This is a genomic window from Stenotrophomonas sp. ZAC14A_NAIMI4_1, from assembly GCF_003086915.1.
GTDB lineage: Bacteria > Pseudomonadota > Gammaproteobacteria > Xanthomonadales > Xanthomonadaceae > Stenotrophomonas.
In genome coordinates, this window is sequence record NZ_CP026002.1 from 4,015,319 (window position 1) to 4,037,101 (window position 21,783).

General features: G+C 68.1%; 25 protein-coding genes. 13 read left to right on the forward strand and 12 right to left on the reverse strand.

The features are described 5' to 3' along the window. A complete protein-coding gene (locus C1926_RS18340) occupies nucleotides 1-546 on the reverse strand; it encodes a redoxin family protein (RefSeq protein ID WP_108760184.1) in 546 nt (181 codons plus the stop codon). A gap of 3 nt (nucleotides 547-549) precedes the next feature. Further along, complete coding sequence (locus tag C1926_RS18345) at nucleotides 550-1,344, reverse strand: alpha/beta hydrolase (protein WP_108760185.1); 795 nt, start codon at nucleotides 1,342-1,344, stop codon at nucleotides 550-552. 342 nt (nucleotides 1,345-1,686) lie between these two features. Here C1926_RS18345 and C1926_RS18350 point away from each other — a divergent pair, with 342 nt between their 5' ends. The 5 genes from C1926_RS18350 (at nucleotide 1,687) to C1926_RS18370 (ending at nucleotide 5,212) form a co-directional block, all read left to right on the forward strand. Then, on the forward strand, nucleotides 1,687-2,331 hold the full coding sequence (locus tag C1926_RS18350; RefSeq protein WP_079221012.1) for a DoxX family protein: 645 nt from the start codon (nucleotides 1,687-1,689) through the stop codon (nucleotides 2,329-2,331). A gap of 90 nt (nucleotides 2,332-2,421) precedes the next feature. Continuing rightward, nucleotides 2,422-2,898 carry an EF-hand domain-containing protein gene (locus C1926_RS18355; protein ID WP_108760186.1) on the forward strand — a complete coding sequence of 159 codons (477 nt, stop codon included), beginning with the start codon at nucleotides 2,422-2,424 and terminating at the stop codon, nucleotides 2,896-2,898. Nucleotides 2,899-2,953: 55 nt separating this feature from the next. Further along, nucleotides 2,954-3,799, forward strand: coding sequence for a DUF692 domain-containing protein (locus tag C1926_RS18360; protein WP_108760187.1), 846 nt, complete (start codon nucleotides 2,954-2,956; stop codon nucleotides 3,797-3,799). Further along, nucleotides 3,792-4,514, forward strand: a complete 723-nt coding sequence (locus C1926_RS18365; protein ID WP_108760188.1) for a putative DNA-binding domain-containing protein — start codon at nucleotides 3,792-3,794, stop codon at nucleotides 4,512-4,514. Before C1926_RS18360 ends, C1926_RS18365 begins: the two co-directional genes overlap by 8 nt. Before the next feature lie 62 nt (nucleotides 4,515-4,576). Further along, nucleotides 4,577-5,212 (forward strand): ferric reductase-like transmembrane domain-containing protein, encoded by a 636-nt coding sequence (locus tag C1926_RS18370; RefSeq protein ID WP_108760760.1) that lies wholly within the window; start codon nucleotides 4,577-4,579, stop codon nucleotides 5,210-5,212. Nucleotides 5,213-5,332: 120 nt separating this feature from the next. On the opposite strand, the gene C1926_RS18375 is transcribed toward C1926_RS18370, so the two are convergent. From C1926_RS18375 to C1926_RS18390, 4 genes are all read right to left on the reverse strand, one after another. Continuing rightward, nucleotides 5,333-6,460 (reverse strand): metallophosphoesterase, encoded by a 1,128-nt coding sequence (locus C1926_RS18375; RefSeq protein ID WP_254057325.1) that lies wholly within the window; start codon nucleotides 6,458-6,460, stop codon nucleotides 5,333-5,335. Nucleotides 6,461-6,549: 89 nt separating this feature from the next. Beyond that, nucleotides 6,550-8,088 carry a TerC family protein gene (locus tag C1926_RS18380; RefSeq protein ID WP_079221006.1) on the reverse strand — a complete coding sequence of 513 codons (1,539 nt, stop codon included), beginning with the start codon at nucleotides 8,086-8,088 and terminating at the stop codon, nucleotides 6,550-6,552. A gap of 42 nt (nucleotides 8,089-8,130) precedes the next feature. Further along, complete coding sequence (locus tag C1926_RS18385; protein WP_079221005.1) at nucleotides 8,131-8,355, reverse strand: helix-turn-helix transcriptional regulator; 225 nt, start codon at nucleotides 8,353-8,355, stop codon at nucleotides 8,131-8,133. 13 nt (nucleotides 8,356-8,368) lie between these two features. Then, on the reverse strand, nucleotides 8,369-8,836 hold the full coding sequence (locus tag C1926_RS18390) for a DUF2975 domain-containing protein (protein ID WP_079225128.1): 468 nt from the start codon (nucleotides 8,834-8,836) through the stop codon (nucleotides 8,369-8,371). Between the two features lie 245 nt (nucleotides 8,837-9,081). Between C1926_RS18390 and C1926_RS18395 the strand changes: the two genes are divergently transcribed. After that, a complete protein-coding gene (locus C1926_RS18395; protein ID WP_079221004.1) occupies nucleotides 9,082-9,393 on the forward strand; it encodes a metalloregulator ArsR/SmtB family transcription factor in 312 nt (103 codons plus the stop codon). A gap of 14 nt (nucleotides 9,394-9,407) precedes the next feature. Continuing rightward, entirely contained in the window at nucleotides 9,408-10,799 is a 1,392-nt protein-coding gene (locus tag C1926_RS18400; RefSeq protein ID WP_108760190.1) for a DUF2867 domain-containing protein, read from the forward strand. 34 nt (nucleotides 10,800-10,833) lie between these two features. Here C1926_RS18400 and C1926_RS18405 read toward each other — a convergent pair whose 3' ends face one another. Next, nucleotides 10,834-11,265: a pyridoxamine 5'-phosphate oxidase family protein gene (locus C1926_RS18405; RefSeq protein ID WP_108760191.1), complete on the reverse strand. Its 432-nt coding sequence runs from the start codon at nucleotides 11,263-11,265 to the stop codon at nucleotides 10,834-10,836. A 138-nt stretch (nucleotides 11,266-11,403) separates the two neighbouring features. Next, the gene (locus C1926_RS18410; RefSeq protein ID WP_108760192.1) at nucleotides 11,404-12,429 is read right to left on the reverse strand and encodes an AI-2E family transporter; all 1,026 of its coding nucleotides are present in this window, start codon (nucleotides 12,427-12,429) and stop codon (nucleotides 11,404-11,406) included. A 139-nt stretch (nucleotides 12,430-12,568) separates the two neighbouring features. On the opposite strand from C1926_RS18410, the gene C1926_RS18415 reads away from it, so the two are divergent. Beyond that, nucleotides 12,569-12,982 (forward strand): hypothetical protein, encoded by a 414-nt coding sequence (locus tag C1926_RS18415; protein WP_159095151.1) that lies wholly within the window; start codon nucleotides 12,569-12,571, stop codon nucleotides 12,980-12,982. 27 nt (nucleotides 12,983-13,009) lie between these two features. Here C1926_RS18415 and C1926_RS18420 read toward each other — a convergent pair whose 3' ends face one another. Continuing rightward, on the reverse strand, nucleotides 13,010-14,017 hold the full coding sequence (locus C1926_RS18420) for a LacI family DNA-binding transcriptional regulator (RefSeq protein ID WP_108760194.1): 1,008 nt from the start codon (nucleotides 14,015-14,017) through the stop codon (nucleotides 13,010-13,012). A gap of 95 nt (nucleotides 14,018-14,112) precedes the next feature. Here C1926_RS18420 and C1926_RS18425 point away from each other — a divergent pair, with 95 nt between their 5' ends. From C1926_RS18425 to C1926_RS18445, 5 genes are read left to right on the forward strand one after another with little or no spacing between them, the layout of a single operon-like run. Further along, entirely contained in the window at nucleotides 14,113-15,165 is a 1,053-nt protein-coding gene (locus C1926_RS18425; RefSeq protein ID WP_108760195.1) for a sugar phosphate isomerase/epimerase family protein, read from the forward strand. A 27-nt stretch (nucleotides 15,166-15,192) separates the two neighbouring features. Further along, on the forward strand, nucleotides 15,193-16,410 hold the full coding sequence (locus tag C1926_RS18430; protein WP_108760196.1) for a nucleoside permease: 1,218 nt from the start codon (nucleotides 15,193-15,195) through the stop codon (nucleotides 16,408-16,410). A 12-nt stretch (nucleotides 16,411-16,422) separates the two neighbouring features. Further along, nucleotides 16,423-17,547 (forward strand): Gfo/Idh/MocA family oxidoreductase, encoded by a 1,125-nt coding sequence (locus C1926_RS18435; RefSeq protein ID WP_108760197.1) that lies wholly within the window; start codon nucleotides 16,423-16,425, stop codon nucleotides 17,545-17,547. Between the two features lie 19 nt (nucleotides 17,548-17,566). Then, nucleotides 17,567-18,430, forward strand: a complete 864-nt coding sequence (locus tag C1926_RS18440; protein WP_108760198.1) for a sugar phosphate isomerase/epimerase — start codon at nucleotides 17,567-17,569, stop codon at nucleotides 18,428-18,430. Between the two features lie 18 nt (nucleotides 18,431-18,448). Beyond that, a complete protein-coding gene (locus C1926_RS18445) occupies nucleotides 18,449-18,745 on the forward strand; it encodes a cytochrome c (protein ID WP_174214105.1) in 297 nt (98 codons plus the stop codon). Nucleotides 18,746-18,754: 9 nt separating this feature from the next. On the opposite strand, the gene C1926_RS18450 is transcribed toward C1926_RS18445, so the two are convergent. The 3 genes from C1926_RS18450 to C1926_RS18460 are packed head-to-tail and all read right to left on the reverse strand — an operon-like array spanning nucleotide 18,755 to nucleotide 21,764. Then, nucleotides 18,755-19,504, reverse strand: a complete 750-nt coding sequence (locus C1926_RS18450) for a DUF1080 domain-containing protein (protein ID WP_174214106.1) — start codon at nucleotides 19,502-19,504, stop codon at nucleotides 18,755-18,757. Further along, nucleotides 19,504-20,079, reverse strand: coding sequence for a gluconate 2-dehydrogenase subunit 3 family protein (locus C1926_RS18455; protein ID WP_108746147.1), 576 nt, complete (start codon nucleotides 20,077-20,079; stop codon nucleotides 19,504-19,506). Before C1926_RS18455 ends, C1926_RS18450 begins: the two co-directional genes overlap by 1 nt. Next, entirely contained in the window at nucleotides 20,079-21,764 is a 1,686-nt protein-coding gene (locus tag C1926_RS18460; RefSeq protein WP_108746146.1) for a GMC family oxidoreductase, read from the reverse strand. Before C1926_RS18460 ends, C1926_RS18455 begins: the two co-directional genes overlap by 1 nt. Nucleotides 21,765-21,783 lie beyond the last annotated feature (19 nt).

Here is a 21,783-nt window from a genome sequence, read left to right on the forward strand (position 1 = left end):
TCACGGGCTGGCCAGCAGGCGCTGGATCTCGCTTTCGGTACGTACATAGTCGCCTTCGCCGTAATGGCGGTAGACCACCCTGCCCTGCCGGTCGACCAGGTACAGCGCCGGCCAGAACCGGTTACCCCAGGCATTCCAGATGCGGTACTGGTTGTCCTGCACCACCGGCCAGGTGATATCGAGGCGGCGGATCGCATGGCGCACGTTGCCCTGCAGTCCCTCATAGGCGAATTCGGGGGTGTGTACGCCGATCACGCGCAGGCCCTTCGGTGCATAACGGGCATGCCACTGGTGCACGTACGGCGCGACATTGAGGCAGTTGCTGCAGCCATAGGTCCAGAACTCGACCAGCACCACCTGCCCGCGCAGCTGCTCCAGGGCCAGCGGCGGGCTGTTGTGCCACGGCCCGCCGCCGTTGAAGCCCGCAGCGGGTGCGGCCTCGGCGGGCTGTGCACCGGCTTCGGGGCTGGGCCAGGCCAGCAGCAGCGCAGCACCGCCGAGCAGGGCCAGCAGCAGCGGCACGGTATAGGCGCGAAGCGTGGCCATCGCTCAGCCTCCCTGTTCGGCCAGCGGCAGCTCGGCCGGCTTCACCCCGGCCGCTTCCAGGATGCTGTCGGCCACCTGCGCCGGGTGCGAAAGCAGCGACACATGGCTGCTGCCGATGGACTGCAGCTGCGCGCCGATGCGATGCGCAGTGGCAACCTGCAGCTGCGGCGACAGCATGCGGTCATCGCGGCTGACCACGTACCAGCTCGGCTTGCTGCGCCACGCCGCCGTGGTCACGGCCTCACCCAGCGCGCTGGCTTTCAACGGCACCTGCGTGCTGTACAGCAGGGCCGCGGTCTTCTTCATCACGTCGGGTGCGAAATCCTGCGCGATGGCATCGGCCGGCAGGGTCAGGTAACCGTCCTTCTCCTGCAGTCGGGTCAACCCGGGGCCCACCGGGAAACCTTCGCCCTGCTGCGCCGAGGACTGGCCAGCATCCGGTGCGAACGCGGCCACGTAGACCAGCGCCTGCACCTTGGGATCGTTGCCCGCTTCGGTGATGACCGTACCGCCCCAGCTGTGGCCGACCAGCACCACCTTGCCCGGTGCAGCCGCAATGGCGCGGCGGGTGGCGGCCACATCGTCCGCCAGCGAGGTGAGCGGGTTCTGCACGGCCACCGCCGGCAGCTTCCAGTCGTGCAGGGTGGTGATGACCTTGTTCCAGCTGGAGCCATCGGCAAAGGCGCCGTGCACCAGGATGACCGTGGGCGGCGCACCGGCATCGGCCTGCGCAGCGAAGGCGGGGGTGGCGGCGCCGGCCAGGGCCAGGGCGGCGGCAAGCAGGGTGGTACGGATCATGGGTGGCACTCCGGTGTTGGGAGTGGCCATTTCCGCCGGTGGGTGTATCGCGGCTGTTTCGCTGCGGCGCCGAGTTGTACCGGACTGTAGGACGACGGCGGGTTCCTACAGTGGGATACATTCGGCCGCCGGGCATGGCCGGGCGCCATCGGGTGGATATCGTTCCCCGCACGCGGGCGCGCAACGCGCTGGTGCGCCCCGCCGGGGCGTCTTTGTATCCGACTGTACGAAACCCCTGCCGCGGCGACAGTCGCTGACAAAACCCCGGGCAATGGCACACGTTGCCGATACCTGCGCCGCCTGAAATGGCCTCCATCGACCACTGGCCCGCAGGACACCTCCATGATCAGCACCGCCTCCTCCCTCTACACCCCACGCCTGGATGCCGTCGGCCGCTGGCTCTCGCCGCTGGCCCTGCGCACCCTGCTGGCCTGGGAGTTCTTTGAATCCGGCCGCGAGAAGCTGGGCGGACAGAACTGGTTCGCCGATCTGGAAGGCCGCTTCCCTTTTCCTTTCTCGACCCTGCCCGCTTCGCTCAACTGGCAGTTGGCCACGTGGCTGGAACTGGTGGGCGCGGTGATGCTGCTGCTGGGCCTGGCCACGCGCTCGGTGGCCTACATCTTCTGGGTGCTGACGGTGGTTGCCATCGCCGCCGTGCACTGGCCCGACCAGTGGAACGGCCTGGGCGAACTCTGGCAGGGCTATGCGATCACCGACCAGGGCTACGGCAACTTCAAGCTGCCGCTGCTGTTCCTGGCCATGCTGCTGCCGCTGATCCTCAACGGTGGCGGCGCACTCAGCCTGGACCGCCTGCTGGCCGGCCCGCAACGCGCCATCGCCGGCGATGACGGCCTCGGCTGGGGCGTCAGCCTGGTCGCGCTGCTGCTGCCCATTGCCGCGCTGCTGCCCGGCATCGGCTTCGGTGGCGCCCTGCTCGGCGCTGCCCTGCTGCTGGCCTACGTGCTGCGCCGTCGCCGCAGCGCCTGATCCGCTCCATCCCTGTCCACGCCTCTTTTCCGTCGCCTTGCAGCGGCGTCCACCCCGCACGCCTTGCGTGCAATCCCAAGGAGTCATCCCATGTCCGTCTCGACCAAGAACACCACCACCTCCCGCCTGCCGCGCATCGGTGCCATCGGCATCGCCCTGGCCGGGGGCCTGCTGCTGGCCGGCCAGGCCGCCGCGATCCAGCCGTTGGCGATCAGTGCCGTGGCCATGAGCGCCGCCGCTGAAGGCAAGTGCGGTGAAGGCAAGTGCGGTGCCAACAAGGCCGCCAGCAGCAAGCCTGCCAGCAAGGCCAAGGTGGCCGAAGGCCAGTGCGGCGAAGGCAAGTGCGGCGACGCCTCGTTTGCCCGCACTGACCGTGACCACGACGGCCGGGTCTCGCGTGCCGAGTTCAACGCCGTGGCTGCCAAGCGTGCCGCCGAGTTCGACCGCATCGACACCGACCACGACGGCTACATCAGCGAACAGGAAGCGCACGACTACCTGCGCAGTGTCTACACCGCCAACGGCAAGCCGATGCCGAAGGGCTTGTTCTCCCGCGTCAACGACTGATGGCCCACCCTCCGGCGCCGCCCCCGTGGCGGCGCCATTGCCTGGAGTACCGCGCATGTCCCTGCCCCTGCCTTCCGCCAGCGCTGGTCTTGGCCTGCGCCGCGGCCTGATCGACGAACTGCTGGCGATGCCGGCCGATGCCATCGACTTCCTCGAAGTCTCGCCCGACAACTGGATCGGCGTCGGCGGTGCCCACGGTGCCGCGCTGCGCCAGCTGAGCGAGCGCCATCGCCTGACCTGCCACGGCCTGTCGCTGTCGCTGGGCGGCCCGGACCCGCTGGACCGCACTCTGCTGGCACAGACCCGCGTCTTCCTCGACCTGCACCACGTGCAGCTGTACAGCGAGCACCTGAGCTACTGCGCTGCCGGTGGCCACGTCTACGACCTGCTGCCGCTGCCGTTCACCAGTGAAGCCGTGCACCACGTCGCCGGACGCATCGCCCAGGTGCAGGACATGCTGGGCCGGCGCATCGCGGTGGAGAACATCTCCTACTACGCCGTGCCTGGCGCGGACATGAGCGAGATCGACTTCATCAACGCCGTGCTTGCCGAAGCGGACTGCGACCTGCTGCTGGACGTCAACAATGTCTTCGTCAACGCCTGCAACAACCACTACGACGCCTTCGATTTCCTCGCCCGCGTCCCGGCCCATCGCGTTGCGTCCCTGCACGTCGCCGGCCATTTCGACGAGGACGATGGCTTCAAGATCGACACCCACGGCGCGCCGGTGAAGGGCGTGGTCTGGACGCTGCTGCGTGAAGCGTACGCGCGCGTCGGCGTGCGCCCCACCCTGCTGGAGCGTGATTTCAATTTTCCGCCGCTGGCCGAGCTGCTGGCCGAGGTCGCGCAGATCCGCAAGGCCCAGGCCGACGTGCGACTGCCCGAGGTGGCCCATGGCTGAGTCGCTGGCCACCCTGCAGCAGCGCTGGGCCGACCATGTGCGTGATCCGTCCCGGCCCGCACCCGAGGGCGTCGATGCGCGCCGGCTGGCGGTGTATCGCCGCCTCTGCATCGACAGCCTGGACAGCCTGCTGGCCGGCTGCCTGCCGCAGCTGCAGCAGCAGCTGGGTGCGGCGCGCTGGCGCGCTGTGGTCGAGCACTACTACGCGCGCCATGCCTGCCATACCCCGCTGTTCCCGCAGATCGCCAGCGAGTTCGCCGCATGGCTGGCGCTGCAGGACAGCCTGGCGCTGCCAGCGTGGGCAGCCGAGCTGGCGCACTACGAAAGCACGCAGCAGGCGCTGCACATCGAAGCGCGTGATGCCGGGCAGGCGTTGCACCACGTGGCGGTGGGCAGTGACGTGCTGGCGGTGTCGCCGCTGGTGCGTGTGCTGGGCTACCAGTGGCCGGTGCACGAAGACGTGGTGCTGGACGATGCACCGGCCACGACGCCCACGCTCCTGCTGCTGCGCCGGCAGGCCGACTACCGCCTGCAGGTCGAGATGCTGGCACCGCTCGCGTATGCCCTGCTGTCGGTCTTCGGCCATGACGGTGTGCGCGTCGATGACGCCCTGCAGGCGTTGACCGATGCGCATGGCGTGCTCGCGGAGGAGCTGCCCGTGGCCTGCGCGCCGCTGCTGGCCGAGCTGTGTGCCGCCGGCGTGCTGGTTGTGTAGGCCGGTTTCCAGAGTTGCCGGCCAGCGGCCGGCACTACCCACTTCCCTTCCGAGGTTTGATCATGGCTGTTTCCAATACTCCCCTCCTGTCCGGCTGGCGCCTGTTCGTGGCCATTGCCGTGGTGCTGATCGCCTTCGCGCTGGCTGCATTCGCCCTGCAGGCCGACGTAGCCGAAGGCAGCCGCGCGGCGATCCGGGTGACTGCGCGCACCTCGTTCCTGCTGTTCCTGGCAGCCTTCACCGCTTCATCGTTCGCCAGCCTGCTGCCCGGGCCGACCACCCGCTTCCTGCTGCGCGAACGCAGGACCATCGGCTTGTCGTTCGCGTTCTCGCACCTGCTGCATGCCATCGCCATCACCGCGTTCGGCATCCTCAACCCGGCGTTCTGGCCGGCACGCTCGGCACTGGCCAACCTGCCCGGCACGGTGGGCTACGTGGCCATCCTGGCGCTGGCGATCACGTCGCACCGCGCCATTGCACGGCGCATGGGGCCCACCGCATGGCGGCGCCTGCACGTCACCGGCATGTGGATCATCGCCGCGGTGTTCACCTACTCGTACTTCAAGCGCGTGCCCGGCAACTTCTGGTACGCGGTGCCTTCGGCGCTGCTGTTCACGGCCTTCGTGGTACGCGCCATCGCCAAGCGCGCGCAGTCGCTGAAGCGCCACCTGCATTCGCGGCCGCTGCGGGCGGCGTGATGAGCCAGGGGCTCGGGGTCGGATCCCGTTCCCGCAGGGAATGGGCTCTGACCCCCAAAGCGGGCGGTTGCGGGGTCGGATCCCTTTGCCGGTGGCAAAGGAATCCGACCCCATCAGAGTTCAGGGCGCGCGGCGCAGGGTGAACAGGGTGATTTCCGAAGGCACGCCGATGCGCGCGGGGAAACCGGCCCACAGGCCAGCGCCGTTGCTGACGTACAGGGTCATGCCATCCACCTCGTAGCGGCCGGAGACAAAGCCACCGTTGGCCCGCTTCACCAGCTGGTCCATGCCGATGATCTGCCCGCCGTGGGTATGGCCGGACAACTGCAGCTTCACCCCGCGTGCGGCCGCATCAACGGCATTGCGCGGGCGATGGTCGAGCAGGATCACCGGCGCGGCCGGATCGGCACCGGCCAGGGCCGCCTGCAGGTCGGGCAGCGGCAGGCCGTAGCGGGCGGCCACCGGATCGGTGACACCGGCAATGGTCAGCGCCGCATCGCCACGCGGCACCTGGGTGTGGCTGTTTTCCAGCACCTGCATGCGCAGCGCGCGGAAGGCCTGCATCCAGTCGCTGTACTGGGCGTAGTACTCGTGGTTGCCGGTGATGGCGATCACCCCGTCCGGCGCCTGCAGGTCACCCAGCGGGCGGAAGTCATCGCGGCGCGCGTCCACCGTGCCATCGATCAGGTCACCGGTGATGACGATCAGGTCCGGCTTCAGCGCATTGCTCTCGGCCACCACCTGGCGCACCCAGTCGCCGGTGAGCAGGCGGCTGGCGTGGATGTCGGTGAGCTGCAGCATGCGGTAGCCATCGAACGCGGCCGGCAGGTCCTTGATCGCCACTTCGACCTGGCGCGGCTGGGGCACGGCCATGCCCTGGCTGACACCGTAACCACTGAGCAGCAGGGCAACGGCGGCCGCCGACGGGCGCAACAGCGGCGCCCGCAGCGCCGACACCGCGCGCGGCAGGCGCAGCACGCGCGCCGCCAGCAGGCCGGCATCGAACAGCAGCGTCGCCAAGGCCAGCAGCAGCACGGCGGTGGAGCCGGTGGCCAGCACGGCGATGGCCATCTTCGGGATTTCCGGCGAGGCCATCGTGCCCCAGAACGTGGCGACGATGCGCAGCTGCACGGCCAGCCCCACCAGCAGCAGCGACACCACCGCCTTGGCCCACACCGGCAGGCGCAGCGGCCAGAACAGGCGCCAGGCCACGTAGAGGCCCATCAACAAACCAATCGTACTCAGCACTGCGACATTCCGGAACGTGGGGGCCCGCCATGGTGACGGGCAAAGGTTGCAAAGGGTAGTGGAAGCAGTCGAGCAAGCTCGACTCTACGTCAGGTGCCGACCAGCCGCTGCACGCGCAGGCGGGCGATGCGGCGCTTCTCCATCGCCAGCACGGTGATGCGCACATCGGCCACGTCCACTGCATCGCCCTCATCGGGCAGGCGCCCCAGCTGGTCCAGCACCAGCCCGGAAATGGTCATGTAATCGCTGCTGCGCGGCAGCGATACACCCGCCAGACGTTGCAGGTCATCGAGGGTCAGCGCGCCATCGGCTTCCCAGTGGTCCTCCCCCTGCGCCACCACGCCATAGCGGTCGTCCTGGGTGTCGGCCAGATCACCGGCAATGGCCGCCAGCAGGTCGTTGGCCGTCACCAGGCCTTCCACGCTGCCGTACTCGTCCACGGCCACCGCCAGCGGCACTGGGTGCAGGCGGATCAGTTCCAGGGCCTGCAGCGCGCTGGCGCTGGACAGCACGTACTGCGGCTGGCGCAGGTTGGCTTCCAGCTGCAGCGGCTGGCCCTGCAGCAGGTCGGCCAGCAGGTCGCGGCTCTGCACCACGCCACGCAGGCTGTCCAGGTCGCCCTCGCCCACCAGCAGGCGCGTATGCGGCGAGGCTACCAAGCGTGCCACCACGTCGTCCTGGCCACGCGCCAGATCGATCCACTGCACGTCGGCGCGCACCGTCATCACACTCGACACCGGCCGGTCGGCCAGGCCCAGCACGCTGCGGATCATCTCGTGCTCGGCCGGCTGCAGGCGCTCCTCCGCATCGCCGTGGTCCTCTTCGCCCGCATCATCGTGGCCATTGGCCGGGCGTGCACCCAGCATGCGCAGCACTGCATCGGCCGTGCGCTGGCGGAACGGCTGGCGGCGTTCGTTGCGCTCGCGGTTGAAGCGCACCCACTGGTTGAACGCTTCCACCAGGATCGAGAACGCGATGGCCGCGTACAGGTAGCCCTTCGGGATCTTGTAGCCCAGGCCCTCGGCCACCAGGCTGAAACCGATCATCAGCAGGAAGCCCAGGCACAGCACCACCACGGTGGGATGCTTGTTGACGAAGCGGGTCAGCGGCTTGCTCGCCAGCAGCATCAGCACCATGGCGATGGTCACCGCGGCGTACATCACGCCCAGGTTGTCGACCATGCCCACGGCGGTGATCACCGAGTCCAGCGAGAACACCGCGTCGAGCACCACGATCTGCGCCACCACCATCGCGAAGCTGGCATAGACCTTCTTGCCGTCCTCATGGTGCTGGCGGCCTTCCAGCCGTTCGTGCAGTTCCATGGTGCCCTTGAACAGCAGGAACAGGCCGCCGCCCAGCAGGATCAGGTCACGCCCGGAGAAGCTGTGATCGAACAGCGTCAGCAGCGGCTCGGTCAGTTTCATGATCCAGGCCAGCGCGGCCAGCAGCACCAGGCGCATCAGCAGGGCCAGGCTCAGGCCGATCACCCGAGCGCGGTCACGCTGGTGCGGCGGCAGCTTGTCGGCCAGGATCGCGATGAACACCAGGTTGTCGATGCCAAGCACGATCTCAAGCACGATCAGGGTCGCAAGGCCCATCCAGATCGAGGGGTCAGCCAACCATTCCATTTCGGGTCCGTTTCTTCATGAGGTAAGGGAAAGAGGGAGTATTCAGTCGTCGTCCTGCGCCTGCAGCGGGTCGTGCCCGAGCAGGTCGCCCGGCGTGCACTGCAGCTCGCGGCAGATCGCATCCAGGGTGGAAAAGCGGATGGCGCGTGCCTTGCCGGTCTTGAGGATGGACAGGTTGGCCAGGGTGATGTCGATGCGCCCGGCCAGCTCGGACAGGGTCATGCCCCGCGCCTGCAGCATGCGGTCGAGCGTGATGACGATCGCCATCAGTCCATGCCCATCAGATCAGACCGTCCAGGTCATCACGCATGGCCGCACCGACGGCGAACACGCGCGCCAGCACGAACAGCATGAGCACCGCGATCAGGCCGGTGATGGACATGCCACCGCCCACCTCCATCCACGCAAAGTCCGGCCCCATCCAGGAGGCGTACACGCCGATGATGATCGACAGCACTTCCATCGCCAGCATCAGCCACGCCATGCGCTGCAGGCGCTGCGCATTGGCATGGGTGAAGGGGCGCGCGCCGGCGGCCGAGCGCAGCAGGCGCGCCAGGTGCCGCAGGAACACCAGGCACAGCACCAGCAGGGCGACGATGGTGCCCAGGCCGATGCAGAAGTGCAGGAACAGGTCGCTGCCGTGCACGGCGGCGGCGTGCGCGTCATGCACGCTGGCCAGCAGCCAGCGCCGGTCGTAGGCAACCAGGGGAATGGCCAGCAGCGCGGCCAGGATGCCCAGCCAGCACATCGCCCGCACGGCCTGCACGGCGGTCTGGGCCAAGGTGAACAAGCCGCGCGCAGGTTCGGCGCGGGCGGGACGAGCGGTCAAGCAGCCTCCGGTATGGGGCGGCCTCGCCGCCCGGGATGGATTTATCGATAAACGATATACCACATCCAGAGCGAATGGATGAATCGCCCCACCGGGCAGTGGCGGCTTGACACGCGCCCGGCCGCGCAGGATCATCAATTAACGAATTAGTTAATTAACGACTCATGGACCGCATCTTCGAAGCCCTCGCCTCCGGCGCCCGCCGGCAGATCCTGGCCTACCTCAGCGCCGGTGAACTGAGCGCGGGCGAGCTGGCCGAGCGCTTCGACTTCAGCAAGCCAGCGCTGTCCAGCCACCTGCGCATTCTGGAAGAGGCCGGCCTGATCGAACGCGAGAAGCGCGGCCAGTTCGTGTATTTCCGCCAGGTGCCCGAGCGCCTGGCCAACACGCTGTTTTCCTGGGCCGCCGAAGTATGTCCGGTGGGTGGCCCGCTCAAGCGCGAAGCCCGCGCCCGCCGCAAGTCCCCTGCCCGCTGACAAGGAGCACGACGATGCCTGGTTCGACCCGCAACAGCCGTTCGTTTCCAGGTGTCCAGCTGCCCGCGCAGGACGGCGCCGGCCCCATCGAAGTCACCCTCATCGCACAGCTCGGCATCGGTGCGGGCGATGCGCTGGTGAACGATGCAGGCGAGCGCCAGCGCCACCATCCGGCCTTCATCGATGCGCTGGATGAACCCTCCGCGCGCCTGGGCGGCATGCACCTGCAGCACGGCGATGCCTCCTCGTTGTACAGCTTCGTGGTGGAAGGCGGCGGCCACCCGTTCCATCGCCATGCCGGGCCGCGCATGTTCACCGCCATTGCCGGCAGTGCCGGCGCCGAACTGCGTTTCGCCACCGCCGCCGATACGCAGCTTGCGGGGGATCCGTCCGCGTTCCTGCGCAGCCTGCGCCGTATCCGCATTCCGCCGGACTGCCTGTTCACCGTGCGCTTCGGCGGCGGCACCTGGCACCAGTTCGCATCGAACCATCCCGCCCACCCTGCCCTGTTCGCGTTGTCGTGCCACAGCAATGAACTGGCCGGGGCGATGAGCGAGGCCACCCGCGCGCGCGTGCAGGCCAACAGTGCCGACATCCCCAGCCTGACCGAGGTGCTGGCGCAGCAGCACTGGCCGAGCGCGGCCACGCTGGCCACTGCGCCGCTGCTGCAGCTGTCACTGCAGGCCGCGCCGCCCAGCCTGTGCGCGCGCCTGTGTGCGCAGACCCGCTCGATGCTCGGCCCGCTGCGGCGGATCAAGCTGCGGCCGCTGCGCGGGTTTGTCGAACGCAGCACACCGCGCTACCCGGTACACAGCGGTCAGCCCGACGCACAGGGCCTGCTGGCCAGTGCGCTGCCGCGCAGCTACTACCACGACCTGACCGTGCTGACCCTGCGCAGCGGGCACTGCACGCAGCGCTCGGCGTCTGCCCTGCTGGCGGATGTGCTGGAAGGCTTCCTGCGCAATCCGCCGGGCGGCGTGGGCCGCTTGATGGCCCTGCGCAACCGCCTGGTGGCACCGTTGCGCCTGCGCACCTCGCCACTGGGCTGCCCGGTATCGTCGCTGTTGTCGGCGGATCGCAGCCGCCTGTTCGCCGGCCGCTTTCCGGTGCTGGACGCACGCGTGGATGGCGCCGACCGCAGTGCCGAAGTACTGCTGGGCGCCGATGACCGCCACCTGCGCTTCCGCAGCAGCGTGCGCGTGCAGTTCGACGACGACGGCCGTGTACGGATCAGCCTGGGTTCGCGCGTACAGACCCACAACCGGTTCGGCCGCCTGTACATGGCGCTGATCGATGCCGTGCACCGCCACTACATCGCCCCGGCGCTGCTGCGGCGTGCGGTGGAACATGCGCTGGCGCCGGAGCTGGCCGACTGGGTGGATGAGGGCGTGGCGGCAGCGGGTTGAGCCGCCGGGCATGGCCCAGCGCTACCGCGGATGATCAGACGATCAGCTCGCCCTGGTCCTCGCCATCCCAGTAATGGATGCGCTGCGCGTGCACATGGATCAGCAGCAGTCCCGGCGTATCCACGCCCTGCTCGAACCAGCGTTCCAGGTCCTTGACCCAGTGCTGGGCCAACACGCCGCGTTCGCGGATGATCGTGGCCCGGCCTTTGACATGGACAAACAACGGCGGCTTGCCCAGCAGCGACTTGCTGCCGGTGAAGCCCAGCGCGACCCGCGGATCGGCTTCGATCTGCTGCACCATGTCGGTGCTTTGCAGGGCGAAGAACCAACTGTCACCGTCATAGTCGACGTCGCCGTTGTTGCTCATCGGACGGCCGTCGATCTCGCCCCCCGCATGGGTCTGCAGCATCGCGAAATCGATGCCGGCCATCTTTTTCGCCAGTTCGGGCAGGGTGAGCGTGGTCATGCGCAGGGTCCGGGCGAAAAGGGAAGCCCAGCCTCCCCCGCGCGCGGTGACCGGCGCGTGCAGTGGCGCTGGCGCAGCCTTCACGCGCATTCGCCGGGCATGGCCCGGCGCTACCGGATCAGGGACGCCTTGCCGGAATCAGATCCAGCCTTGGTCGACCAGCTCACGCTTCAGGTACGCGTAGAACACCGGGGCCGCCACCAGCCCGGCCAGGCCGAACGCCGCTTCCATCACCAGCATGGCCAGCAGCAGCTCCCACGCCCGCGCCTGGATCTCGCCGCCGACGATGCGCGCATTGAGGAAGTACTCGAGCTTGTGGATCACGATCAGGTACAGCAGCGCTGCCACTGCCACGTAGAACGACACTGACAGCGCGACGATGGTGATGATGGTGTTGGAGATGATGTTGCCCACCACCGGCAGCAGGCCCGCCAGGAAGGTGATCAGCACCAGCGTCTTCGACAGCGGCAGGTGCACGCCGAACAGCGGCAGCACGCCCAGCAGGAATACCGCGGTGAACACCGTGTTGAGCAGCGAGATCTTCACCTGGGCGAACACTACCTGGCGGAAGGCCACGGCCAGGCGCGTCGTGCGGCCGACCAGCTCCTGCGCCAGCGGGCCCATCTTCGGCAGCGGCAGCTCGTCGTAGAGGGCGATCATCGCGCCGAGCACCATGCCGATGAGGATGCGCACGCCCACCTGCACCACCGAGGTACCGGCCACGCCCAGCTGCCGCTGGTGCTCGGCCGCCCATTCGTTCACCGCCTCGCGCAGCCGCGTCAGGTCTTCGGGAATGTACGCCTGCAGCAGTGCGGGCACCTGGTGCCGCGAGGTGTTGAGGATGTCCATCAGGCGCGCCAGCAGCACGTCGGGGCCACCGGTCTCGTTGCGGAAGAACGAGGCCACGCCGATACCGGCCAGCACCAGCGCGCCGATGATGACCGCCGACAGCACAATCACCGCCACCGCGCGTGCGCGGCCTGGCGGCAGCTTGCCTTCCACGCTGTTGGCCAGTACGTGGGTCAGCTGGAACACCAGCAGGCCCGACAGCAACGTGACCACCAGGCCCAGCTTCAGGGCCAGCCACATGCCCAGCAGCATCAGCAGCCAGGCGGCGATGCGCGCGGCAGGCGGCTTGGGCAGGGCGAGGGTCACGTCGGTCATGGCAGGGCATCCACTGGGGTGGCCCATGGTAGTGGATTGCCATGGCGGTTCCGGGGCAGTGCCGGCGTTCCGTTCAGCCCTCTGGCGGCCGCGCCCACGCCAGCGCACACTGGCGCCCCACCCGCCGCATGGATGCCCGATGCCCCGCCTATTGTCCGCCGCCCTGGCGCTGATGCTGTTGCCGCTGCCTGCACTGGCCATGAGCAGCGACGACACCACGCCGCTGCCGCCGCAGGTCAAGGCCGATGCCGAAGCCATCGCCGCCTCGCTGCTGAAGGTGCAGCGCACCGATGTCGAGCTGTCCTGCCCCAAGGCCGTGGAGAACGCGCGCTACGGGCTGGAAACCATGCTGGAAGTGGGCGCGAAGAACGTGGCCGGCGGCTATCTGGATGCCGCGAAGTTCGAGGCCATGGCCACGCCGATGCGCGGCCTGCTGCCGCAGATCACCGATGCCGACTGCGAAGGTGCAGCTGACGCCAAGCGCGATTTCTACCAGTGCATGTCCAGCGACTACAACCACGTGCTGGCCTGCGCCAAGGCGCATCTGCAATGACGCCACGCGCGCGGTGGCGTCCGCCGCTCACCCCGCTGCGGGCGCGGCCGTCGAGCCACGCAGCATCAGGCTGAAGTCCAGCGTCTGCTGCAGCGGCACATCGACGCGCTCGATGATCGCCAGCAGCAGGTTGACCGCACGCGCACCGATCTCCCGCATCGGCTGGCGGACGGTGGTCAGCGGCGGCGTCAGGAAGCTGGACGAGGCGAGATCATCGAAGCCGACGATGGACAGCTGGTCCGGCACGCGGATGCCCAGGTCGCGGCAGGCCGCCAGCGCGCCCAGCGCCATCTGGTCGCTGAAGCAGAACACCGCGGTCGGTGCCTGCGCAAGCGCGAGCAGCTCCGTGGCGGCCGCATGGCCGGATTCCAGCGAGAAATCACCGGGTACCACGCTCAGGCTGCGCAGCCGGCCGCGTGCCTTGCCGGCACTGCGCACGCCTTCCAGCCGCTGCTGGTGCAGCGGATTGTCGGGCGGCCCGCCAACCACAGCGATGCGTTCGTGCCCCAGTGCATACAGGTGTTCCATCACCGCGCGGGCAGCGGCGGCGTTGTCGATGTGCACGCTGGGAATGCCCAGCGCGGGATCGAATTCGCAGCCATTGACCACCGGCGCGGTGGCGCCCAGCGCCTGCACGATCTCGCGCGCGGTCGGCGGCAGGCGATGGCCGAGCACGATCAGGCCATCGGCCTCGTTGCGCCGGAGCATCTGCGCATAGCGCTCCTCGCGATCGGGCTGGTGCTGGGTATCGCCCAGCAGCACGGCGTAGCCCGCGGCCTGCGCCGCATCTTCGGCACCCTGCAGGATCTGCGCGAAGAAGGGATTGGCGATGTCCGGCACGGTGACCAGGATCTTGCCGCTGCGCTGGGTCTTCAGCGTCCGCGCTACCGTGTTGGGCACGTAGCCCAACGCGGCGGCCGCTTGTTCGATGCGCGCACGCGTGGCGGGCAGTACTTTTTCCGGCCGCGACAAGGCCCGCGACACCGTGCCGGCGGAGACGCCCACGTGCTTTGCGATGTCGTAGATGGTTGCCATGGTGTCAGCTCTGGTTGCCGCTGTGCACTGCACAACGGGTCTGCGGGAGGCCCATGCTAGGGTAATGCAATCGATTGCATCTAGGGCGAATCACCTTGAAGACGCTCAAGGGTCCGGCGCTTTTCCTGGCGCAGTTCATCGGCGACAAAGCTCCTTTTGATCGGCTCGACACGCTGGCCGGATGGGCCGCGGGCCTGGGCTATTCTGGCGTACAAGTGCCCACTACCGCGCCCCACCTGTTCGATCTGGCGGAGGCGGCACGCAGCCAGGCCTACTGTGACGACATTGCCGGGATGCTGGCCGGGCACGGCGTGCAGATCACCGAACTGTCGACCCATCTGCAGGGACAGCTGGTCGCCGTCCACCCGGCCTATGACAGCCTGTTTGACGGTTTCGCCCCGGCAGACAAGCGCGGCGATCCTGCCGCCCGCCAGGCATGGGCCGTGGATCAGCTGATGCTGGCGGCAAAGGCCAGCCAGCGCCTGGGCCTGACCGCGCATGCCACCTTCTCCGGCGCGCTGGCGTGGCCCTACTTCTATCCCTGGCCGCAGCGTCCACCCAGCCTGGTGGAGGAAGCATTCGCCGAACTGGGCCGCCGCTGGCGCCCGATCCTGGATGCGTTCGACGCGTGCGGCGTGGACCTGTGCTTCGAGATCCACCCCGGCGAGGACCTGCACGATGGCGCGACCTTCGAGCGTTTCCTCGACGTGGTCGACCAGCACCCCCGCGCGAAGATCCTGTACGACCCCAGCCACCTGCTGCTGCAGCAGATGGACTACCTGGGCTTCATCGACCGCTACCATCCGCGCATCGGCATCTTCCACGTCAAGGATGCCGAGTACCACGCCAGTGCCCGCAGCGGCGTGTATGGCGGCTACCAGGACTGGATCGACCGCCCGGGCCGCTTCCGCTCGCTCGGCGATGGCCAGGTCGACTTCAAGGCGATCTTCTCGAAGTTCGCGCAGTACGACTTCCCCGGCTGGGCGGTACTGGAATGGGAGTGCTGCCTGAAGCACCCCGAGGACGGCGCACGGGAGGGCGCCGCCTTCATCCGCGACCACATCATCCGCGTGACCGAGCGCGCCTTCGACGACTTTGCCGACAGCGGAACGGATGCCGCATCACTGCACCGCATGCTGGGAATCTGAGCTGACAACGCCCCGGGAGGGCAAGCCATGACGCACGCCATGTCGCGCTTGGGCGCGATGATGTTTCTGCAGTTCTTCATCTGGGGCGCGTGGTTCGTGACCCTTGGCACCTACCTGGTGCAGGGCCCGCTGCAGGCCAGCGCAAGCCAGGTGGCCACGGCCTTCCTCAGCCAGTCCATCGGTGCGATCGTCGCCCCCTTCCTGGTCGGCCTGATCGCCGATCGCTACTTCGCGGCGCAGCGCATCCTGGCCGTGCTGCACCTGGCCGGCGCGGTACTGATGTGGCTGGCTTCCACGGCCAGCAGCTTCAGCGTGTTCTCCGCCTGTGTGATGGGCTACATGCTGCTGTTCATGCCGACCCTGGCACTGGCCAACAGCGTGGCGATGCGCCACATGCAGTCGCCCGAGAAACAGTTCCCGCTGGTGCGCGTGGCCGGCAGCATCGGCTGGATCATCGCCGGCGTGCTGATCGGCTGGCTGGGCTGGGAACAGGCACACCGGCTGGAACTGACCTTCCGGATGGCCGCGATGGCCTCCCTGCTGCTGGGCCTGTACGCCTTCACCCTGCCGCACACGCCGCCGCTGGCCACGCAGCGCGACGCCGGGCTCGGCCAGATCCTCGGCCTGGATTCGCTGCGCCTGCTGAAGTCGCGCGCGTACCTGGTGTTCTTCCTGGCCTCCATCGCCATCTGCATTCCGCTGTCGTTCTACTACAACTTCACCAACCCCTATCTCAATGACCTGGGCGTGCGCGGTGCCGCCGGCCTGCAGTCGCTGGGGCAGGTCTCCGAAGTGCTGCTGATGCTGGCCATGCCGTTCCTGTTCGTGCGGCTGGGGGTGAAGACCATGCTGGCGGTGGGCATGGCCGCCTGGGTGGTGCGCTATGCCATGTTCGCCTTCGGCGATGCCGGTGGCGGCTTCTCGCTGCTGGTCATCGGCATCGTGCTGCACGGCATCTGCTACGACTTCTTCTTCGTCACCGGGCAGATCTACACCGATGCACACGCCGGCCCGGACGCGCGCAGCAGTGCACAGGGCTTCATCACGCTCGCCACCTACGGCGTCGGCATGCTGATCGGCACCTTCCTGTCCGGCGCGGTGGTGGAGCACTACACCACGGCCGCAGGGCCGGACTGGCAGCAGATCTGGCTGTTCCCCGCCGGCGTCGCACTGGTCGTGTTGATTGCCTTCCTGCTGCTGTTCCGCGACCGCCCCGCCGTTGCGGCCGCTTCCACCACGCACTGAGGACCGCAATCGATGCCCAAGCTTGGAATCGCCATCGTCGGTACCGGCATGATCGGTGCGGTACATCGCCGCGCCGCCCTGCTGGCCGGTGCCGAGGTGCGCGGCGTGGCCGCGTCCACGCCGCAGCGCGCGCAGGAGGTGGCGCAGGCATGGAATGTTCCGCGCGCCTACCGCGATATCGAAGACGTGGTCGCCGATCCGCAGGTGCAGGTCGTGCATGTGTGCACGCCCAACCACCTTCACCGCCCCATGGCGCAGGCTGCACTGGCCGCCGGCAAGCACGTGATCTGCGAAAAGCCACTGGCCACCACGCTGGGCGACGCGCAGGACCTGGCCGCGCTGGCCGCGTCCAGCGGCCTGGTCGCCACGGTGCCCTTCGTCTACCGCTACCACCCGGTGGTGCGCGAAGCACGTGCGCGCATCGCCGCGGGCGACATCGGCCCGCTGCACCTCATCCACGGCAGCTACCTGCAGGACTGGTTGCTGGACCCGGCCAGCAACAACTGGCGCGTCGATCCGGTGCTGGGTGGCACCTCGCGCGTGTTCGCCGACATCGGTTCGCACTGGTGCGACCTGGTGGAATGGGTCAGCGGCGAGCGCTTCACCGAGGTCAGCGCCGCCTTCGCCACGGTGATCGCCAAGCGCAGCGCCGAAGGTGCGCAGAGTTTCAGCACACCCGCCGCAGGCGGCGCGACGCAGGCGGTTTCCAGTGAGGACGTGGCCACGGCGATGTTCCGCACCGGCGCAGGGACGCTGGCGTCGTTGACGGTCAGCCAGGTCTCGGCAGGGCGCCACAACCGGCTCTGGTTCGAGATCGACGGTGCCAAGGCCAGCGTCGCCTTCAACCAGGAAGACCCCGAGCGACTGTGGATCGGCCGGCCAGACCAGCGCGAGGAAACCTTCGTGCGCGGGCCGGGCGCCGGCAGCGCCGAACAGCGCCGGCTGTCGGCCCTGCCCCCCGGGCATGCGCAGGGTTACGCGCAGTGCTTCGAGGCCTTCGTCGCCGACACCTATCACGCCATCGACGGCGAGCGGCCGCAGGGCCTGCCCACCTTCGAGGACGGCGTGCGTTCGGCGCGGATCGTCGACCGCGTCATCGCATCGGCCAGGTCGCGCGCCTGGACCACCATCGAATGAATCCCCGGAGGATGTACGGATGAAGGCTCCAACACGCAGGATCGCCACCCTCGCACTGCTGCTCGCCGCCCTGCCCGCCTTCGCTGCGGAAACCGGCGGTGCAGAAAAGCCCATCGCGGTGCAGATGTACACGCTGCGCAACGCCGGCACGCTCGACCAGCAGCTGAAGATCGTCCACGACGCGGGTGTGCACGCGGTGGAAACGGTCGGCACGCAGAACGTCAGTGCGGCCGAACTCAAGCAGCTGCTCGACAAATATGGGATCAAGGCGATTTCCTCGCACACGGCATTGGCCGACCTGCGCAACGACCTCGACAAGGTGGTGGCCTTCAATCGCGCCATCGGCAATACCACCCTGGTGGTGCCCTACCTGGACAGCAAGGACCGGCCGACCGATGCCGCTGGCTGGGCCGCGCTGGGCAAGGAACTGGGCCGCATCTCCGAACGGGTGCGCGCCAAGGGCATGCGCCTGGCCTACCACAACCATGACTTCGAGCTGGTCGATTTCGATGGCCGCACCGCACTGGAGCTGCTGTTCGAAGCCGCCGGCCCCGGCCTGCAGACCGAGCTGGACCTGGCCTGGGTGGCGCGTTCCGGGCATGACCCGGTGGTGATGCTCGGCAAGTTCCGCGGCCGCCTGTTCGCGGTGCACGCCAAGGACAATGCGCCCAAGGGCGAGGCCGAGGACGAAGGCGGATTCGCCGCCGTCGGCCAGGGGGTGCTCGACTGGAACGCGATCCTGCCGGCTGCAGCCGGCGCAGGCGTGAAGTGGTACATCGTCGAGCACGACCAGCCGCGCGATCCGGCCAAGGTGATCAAGACCGGCGCCGACTACCTGCGCGAACACCTCACCGTCAGCCTGCCCGCCCGCGCATCGCGCTAGCCCGCAAAGGAGCCTTGCTTGAAAACCGTCCTGACCCTGGCCCTGACCCTCTGCGCGGCGACGCATGCGCTGCCGGCGTGGTGCAAGGAAGATCCCGCTGCCGGTGCCAAGCTGTACGCGACGAACTGCGTGGCCTGCCACGGCGCGGACCGTGCGGGCATGCCCGGTGCGTTCCCTGCGCTCACCGACATCAGCAAGCGTCTGCAGCCTGCGCAGATCAAGGAAAAGATCAGCAAGGGCGGCGGGTTGATGCCGCCCTTCTCCCAGCTGTCCCAGCAGGAGATCGATGACCTCGCCAGTTTCCTGGCGAAGTAGACGCGGGCCTTACAGCTCGCGCACCCAGATGTTGCGGTAGCTGACCTTGGATGCGTGCTCCTGCAGATACAGCGGCGCGCAGCCATGCGGCGAGTACGACGGTGCGCCGATGTACTCGGTCCGGCCCGCCAGTACCGTGTCGTCCTGCACCAGCACACCGTTGTGCAGCACGGTGATGCGGGCCGGCGAGGTGAGCCCGCCCCCGGCCGAGAAACGCGGTGCCTTCCAGATGATGTCGTAGGCCTGCCATTGGCCGGGCGCACGCGAGGCATTCACCAGCGGCATGGCCTGCTTGTAGATCGAACCGGCCTGGCCGTTGGCGTAGGTCGGGTTGCCGTGGCTGTCGAGTACCTGCAGTTCGTAGAGCTCCTGCAGGAAGATGCCGCTGTTGCCGCGGTTCTGGCCGTCGAAGCCCTTGGTATCGGTGGGCGTGCGCCACTCGACATGCAGCTGCATGTCGCAGAAACGCTGCCGGGTGCGGATGCCCTTGCTGCCCGGCACCACGGTCATCGCCCCGTCGGCCACCGTCCACGGCACGCGCCCGCCCGTCTCGGCCTCCCACGCGGATACGTCCTTGCCATCGAACAGCACGATGGCATCGGACGGTGCCGCGCCGGTCGGCGTGGCGACGTCCGCCACCGGCGCCCATACCTCGGTCTTTGCCGGATCACGCTCCGCACCGGCCTGCGCGAACGCCGGCACTGCCGCCAGCACGCCCGCGGCCATCAAGAAAGGTCTGATCATCCTGTCGTACTCCATCAGCTGGTGGCCCAGGCCGGCGTACCTGGCGCATAGGCCATGTCGCCATCGTAGCGTCCGGGCACGGCGACGTACTTCAGCACTTCGGTCGCGCCCTGTTTCGAGGTGAAGAAGCCGAAGATGGCCAACTGCTTGATCATGGTGAACGGATGCGGCATCGCCTTCGCGGTTTCCCCGGTGCCGGTCTCGCTCACCTCCACCGCACGCTTGCGGGCCTCGGCATCCAGCGTGCGCAGCAGCGTGGTGCGCGCCTCGGGCGCAAGGGCCACGAAGCTTCCGCCGGCGCGCTTGTCGATGTCGGCCAGGCCGGCACGGAACGTCGCCTGCTGCCGGGCGGTGTAGCAGTCGGTCACGAACCGCGCCATGAAGGCGCCGGTGGCCGCATCCTTCGCGCCGGGGGTGCGGGTGCGCGGCAGGATGGTCTCGGCGATCTCATCAAGCGTGGCGATCTCGGCCTCGGAAAAGCCGGCGCTCGCCGCCGGTGCCGGCAGCTTGGCGCTGGCCAGCGTCGGCAGGCCGATCATGGCCGCGCCGGTGGCGGCGAAGATCATCTTCAGCAGTTCACGGCGGTCCATCAGAGATTCCCCGCTTTCAGTTCGCGCACGGCATGGTCGGCGGCCCGCGCAGTCAGCGCCATGTAGGTCAGCGACGGATTCACGCAGGCACTGGAGGTCATGCACGCACCGTCGGTGACATAGACGTTGGGCGCGTCCCAGACCTGGTTGTGCTGGTTCAGCACCGAGGTCCGGCGGTCACGCCCCATCCGCGCGGTGCCCATTTCGTGGATGCCCTTGCCCGGCGCATAGTCGTTGTCGTGCATCTCCACGTCCTTGACGCCGGCGGCTTCCAGCATTTCCGCCGCGTCGGCCGCCATGTCCTTGCGCATCGCCTTTTCGTTCTCGCGCATGGCAACGTCCATGGCCAGCACCGGCAGTCCCCACTTGTCCTTGCGCTCGTGGTCCAGGCGGATGGTGTTGTCGTGGTGGGGTAGCATTTCGCCGAAGCCGGTCATGCCGATGCGCCAGTCACCGGGCAGGCTCAGCGCGTCCTTCAGATCGGCGCCGATGTTCAGTTCGGCGATCTCGCGTGACCAGCCGTTGCGGCTGGCACCGCCCTGGTAGCCGAACCCGCGCAGATAGCCGCGCTTGTCCGCCGCCACGTTGCGGAAGCGCGGGATATAGAAACCGCAGGGACGACGGCCGAAGTAGTACTTGTCGTCGTAGCCTTCCACCCGGCCGGACGCGCCCGCGCCGAAGTGATGGTCCATCACGTTGTGCCCCAGCTCGCCGGACGACGAGCCCAGCCCGCCGTCCCAGACATCGGTGGCCGAGTTCATCAGCAGCCAGGTCGAGTTGAACGACGACGCGTTGAGGAAGATGACCTTGGCCGTGTACTCGTAGGTCTGGCCGGTCTCGGCGTCGAGGACTTCCACCCCGCGCGCGCGCTTGCGGTCCTTGTCGTAGAGCACTTCCTTGACGATGGAGAACGGCCGCAGCGTCAGGTTGCCGGTCTTCATCGCCGCCGGCAGGGTTGCCGCCTGGGTCGAGAAATACGCACCGAACGGGCAGCCGAGGATGCACTTGTTGCGGTACTGGCAGTTCACCCGGCCCTGCTCGGGCATCGGCTTGGTGATGTTGGCGGTGCGCGAGTGGATCATGTGGCGCGTGCCACCAAAGGCTTTCTGGATCCGCGCGGCGACGTCCTTCTCGACGATGTTCAGCGGGATCGGCGGCAGGAACTCGCCATCAGGCAGCACGTCCAGCCCTTCGCGCGTGCCGGCGATGCCGGCGAATTTCTCCACGTGGTCGTACCACGGCGCGATGTCGGCATAGCGGATCGGCCAGTCGGTGGCGATGCCGTCCTTGAGGTTGGCCTCGAAATCCAGATCGGAGAAGCGGTAGCTCTGCCGGCCCCACATCAGCGAACGCCCACCGACGTGGTATCCGCGGAACCAGTCGAACCGTTTGGTCTCGATATAGGGCGAGTCCTGTTCGTCGGCCCACATGCCTTCAAGATTCTCGGCCAGCGCGTAGTCGCGCATCAGCACCGGGAACGCCGCCTTCATCGCCTGGGTCGGCCGGTTGCGATGCGGGAAATCCCACGGTTCCTTCATCGCATTGACGTAGTCCTTCACGTGTTCGATGTTGCGCCCGCGTTCCAGCATCAGGACCTTGAGACCTTTTTCGGTCAGTTCCTTCGCCGCCCAACCGCCACTGATTCCCGAGCCAACAACGATGGCGTCGTAATGATTATCTGCCATGGGTCTATCACCTGGGTGG

Coding starts and splice junctions, on each gene's coding strand:
- C1926_RS18340 (WP_108760184.1), bottom strand. CDS start 546: ATGGCCACGCTTCGCGCCTATACCGTGCCGCTGCTGCTGGCCCTGCTC.
- C1926_RS18345 (WP_108760185.1), bottom strand. CDS start 1,344: ATGATCCGTACCACCCTGCTTGCCGCCGCCCTGGCCCTGGCCGGCGCC.
- C1926_RS18350 (WP_079221012.1), top strand. CDS start 1,687: ATGATCAGCACCGCCTCCTCCCTCTACACCCCACGCCTGGATGCCGTC.
- C1926_RS18355 (WP_108760186.1), top strand. CDS start 2,422: ATGTCCGTCTCGACCAAGAACACCACCACCTCCCGCCTGCCGCGCATC.
- C1926_RS18360 (WP_108760187.1), top strand. CDS start 2,954: ATGTCCCTGCCCCTGCCTTCCGCCAGCGCTGGTCTTGGCCTGCGCCGC.
- C1926_RS18365 (WP_108760188.1), top strand. CDS start 3,792: ATGGCTGAGTCGCTGGCCACCCTGCAGCAGCGCTGGGCCGACCATGTG.
- C1926_RS18370 (WP_108760760.1), top strand. CDS start 4,577: ATGGCTGTTTCCAATACTCCCCTCCTGTCCGGCTGGCGCCTGTTCGTG.
- C1926_RS18380 (WP_079221006.1), bottom strand. CDS start 8,088: ATGGAATGGTTGGCTGACCCCTCGATCTGGATGGGCCTTGCGACCCTG.
- C1926_RS18385 (WP_079221005.1), bottom strand. CDS start 8,355: ATGGCGATCGTCATCACGCTCGACCGCATGCTGCAGGCGCGGGGCATG.
- C1926_RS18390 (WP_079225128.1), bottom strand. CDS start 8,836: ATGTGCTGGCTGGGCATCCTGGCCGCGCTGCTGGCCATTCCCCTGGTT.
- C1926_RS18395 (WP_079221004.1), top strand. CDS start 9,082: ATGGACCGCATCTTCGAAGCCCTCGCCTCCGGCGCCCGCCGGCAGATC.
- C1926_RS18400 (WP_108760190.1), top strand. CDS start 9,408: ATGCCTGGTTCGACCCGCAACAGCCGTTCGTTTCCAGGTGTCCAGCTG.
- C1926_RS18405 (WP_108760191.1), bottom strand. CDS start 11,265: ATGACCACGCTCACCCTGCCCGAACTGGCGAAAAAGATGGCCGGCATC.
- C1926_RS18410 (WP_108760192.1), bottom strand. CDS start 12,429: ATGACCGACGTGACCCTCGCCCTGCCCAAGCCGCCTGCCGCGCGCATC.
- C1926_RS18415 (WP_159095151.1), top strand. CDS start 12,569: ATGCCCCGCCTATTGTCCGCCGCCCTGGCGCTGATGCTGTTGCCGCTG.
- C1926_RS18420 (WP_108760194.1), bottom strand. CDS start 14,017: ATGGCAACCATCTACGACATCGCAAAGCACGTGGGCGTCTCCGCCGGC.
- C1926_RS18430 (WP_108760196.1), top strand. CDS start 15,193: ATGACGCACGCCATGTCGCGCTTGGGCGCGATGATGTTTCTGCAGTTC.
- C1926_RS18435 (WP_108760197.1), top strand. CDS start 16,423: ATGCCCAAGCTTGGAATCGCCATCGTCGGTACCGGCATGATCGGTGCG.
- C1926_RS18440 (WP_108760198.1), top strand. CDS start 17,567: ATGAAGGCTCCAACACGCAGGATCGCCACCCTCGCACTGCTGCTCGCC.
- C1926_RS18450 (WP_174214106.1), bottom strand. CDS start 19,504: ATGGAGTACGACAGGATGATCAGACCTTTCTTGATGGCCGCGGGCGTG.
- C1926_RS18455 (WP_108746147.1), bottom strand. CDS start 20,079: ATGGACCGCCGTGAACTGCTGAAGATGATCTTCGCCGCCACCGGCGCG.
- C1926_RS18460 (WP_108746146.1), bottom strand. CDS start 21,764: ATGGCAGATAATCATTACGACGCCATCGTTGTTGGCTCGGGAATCAGT.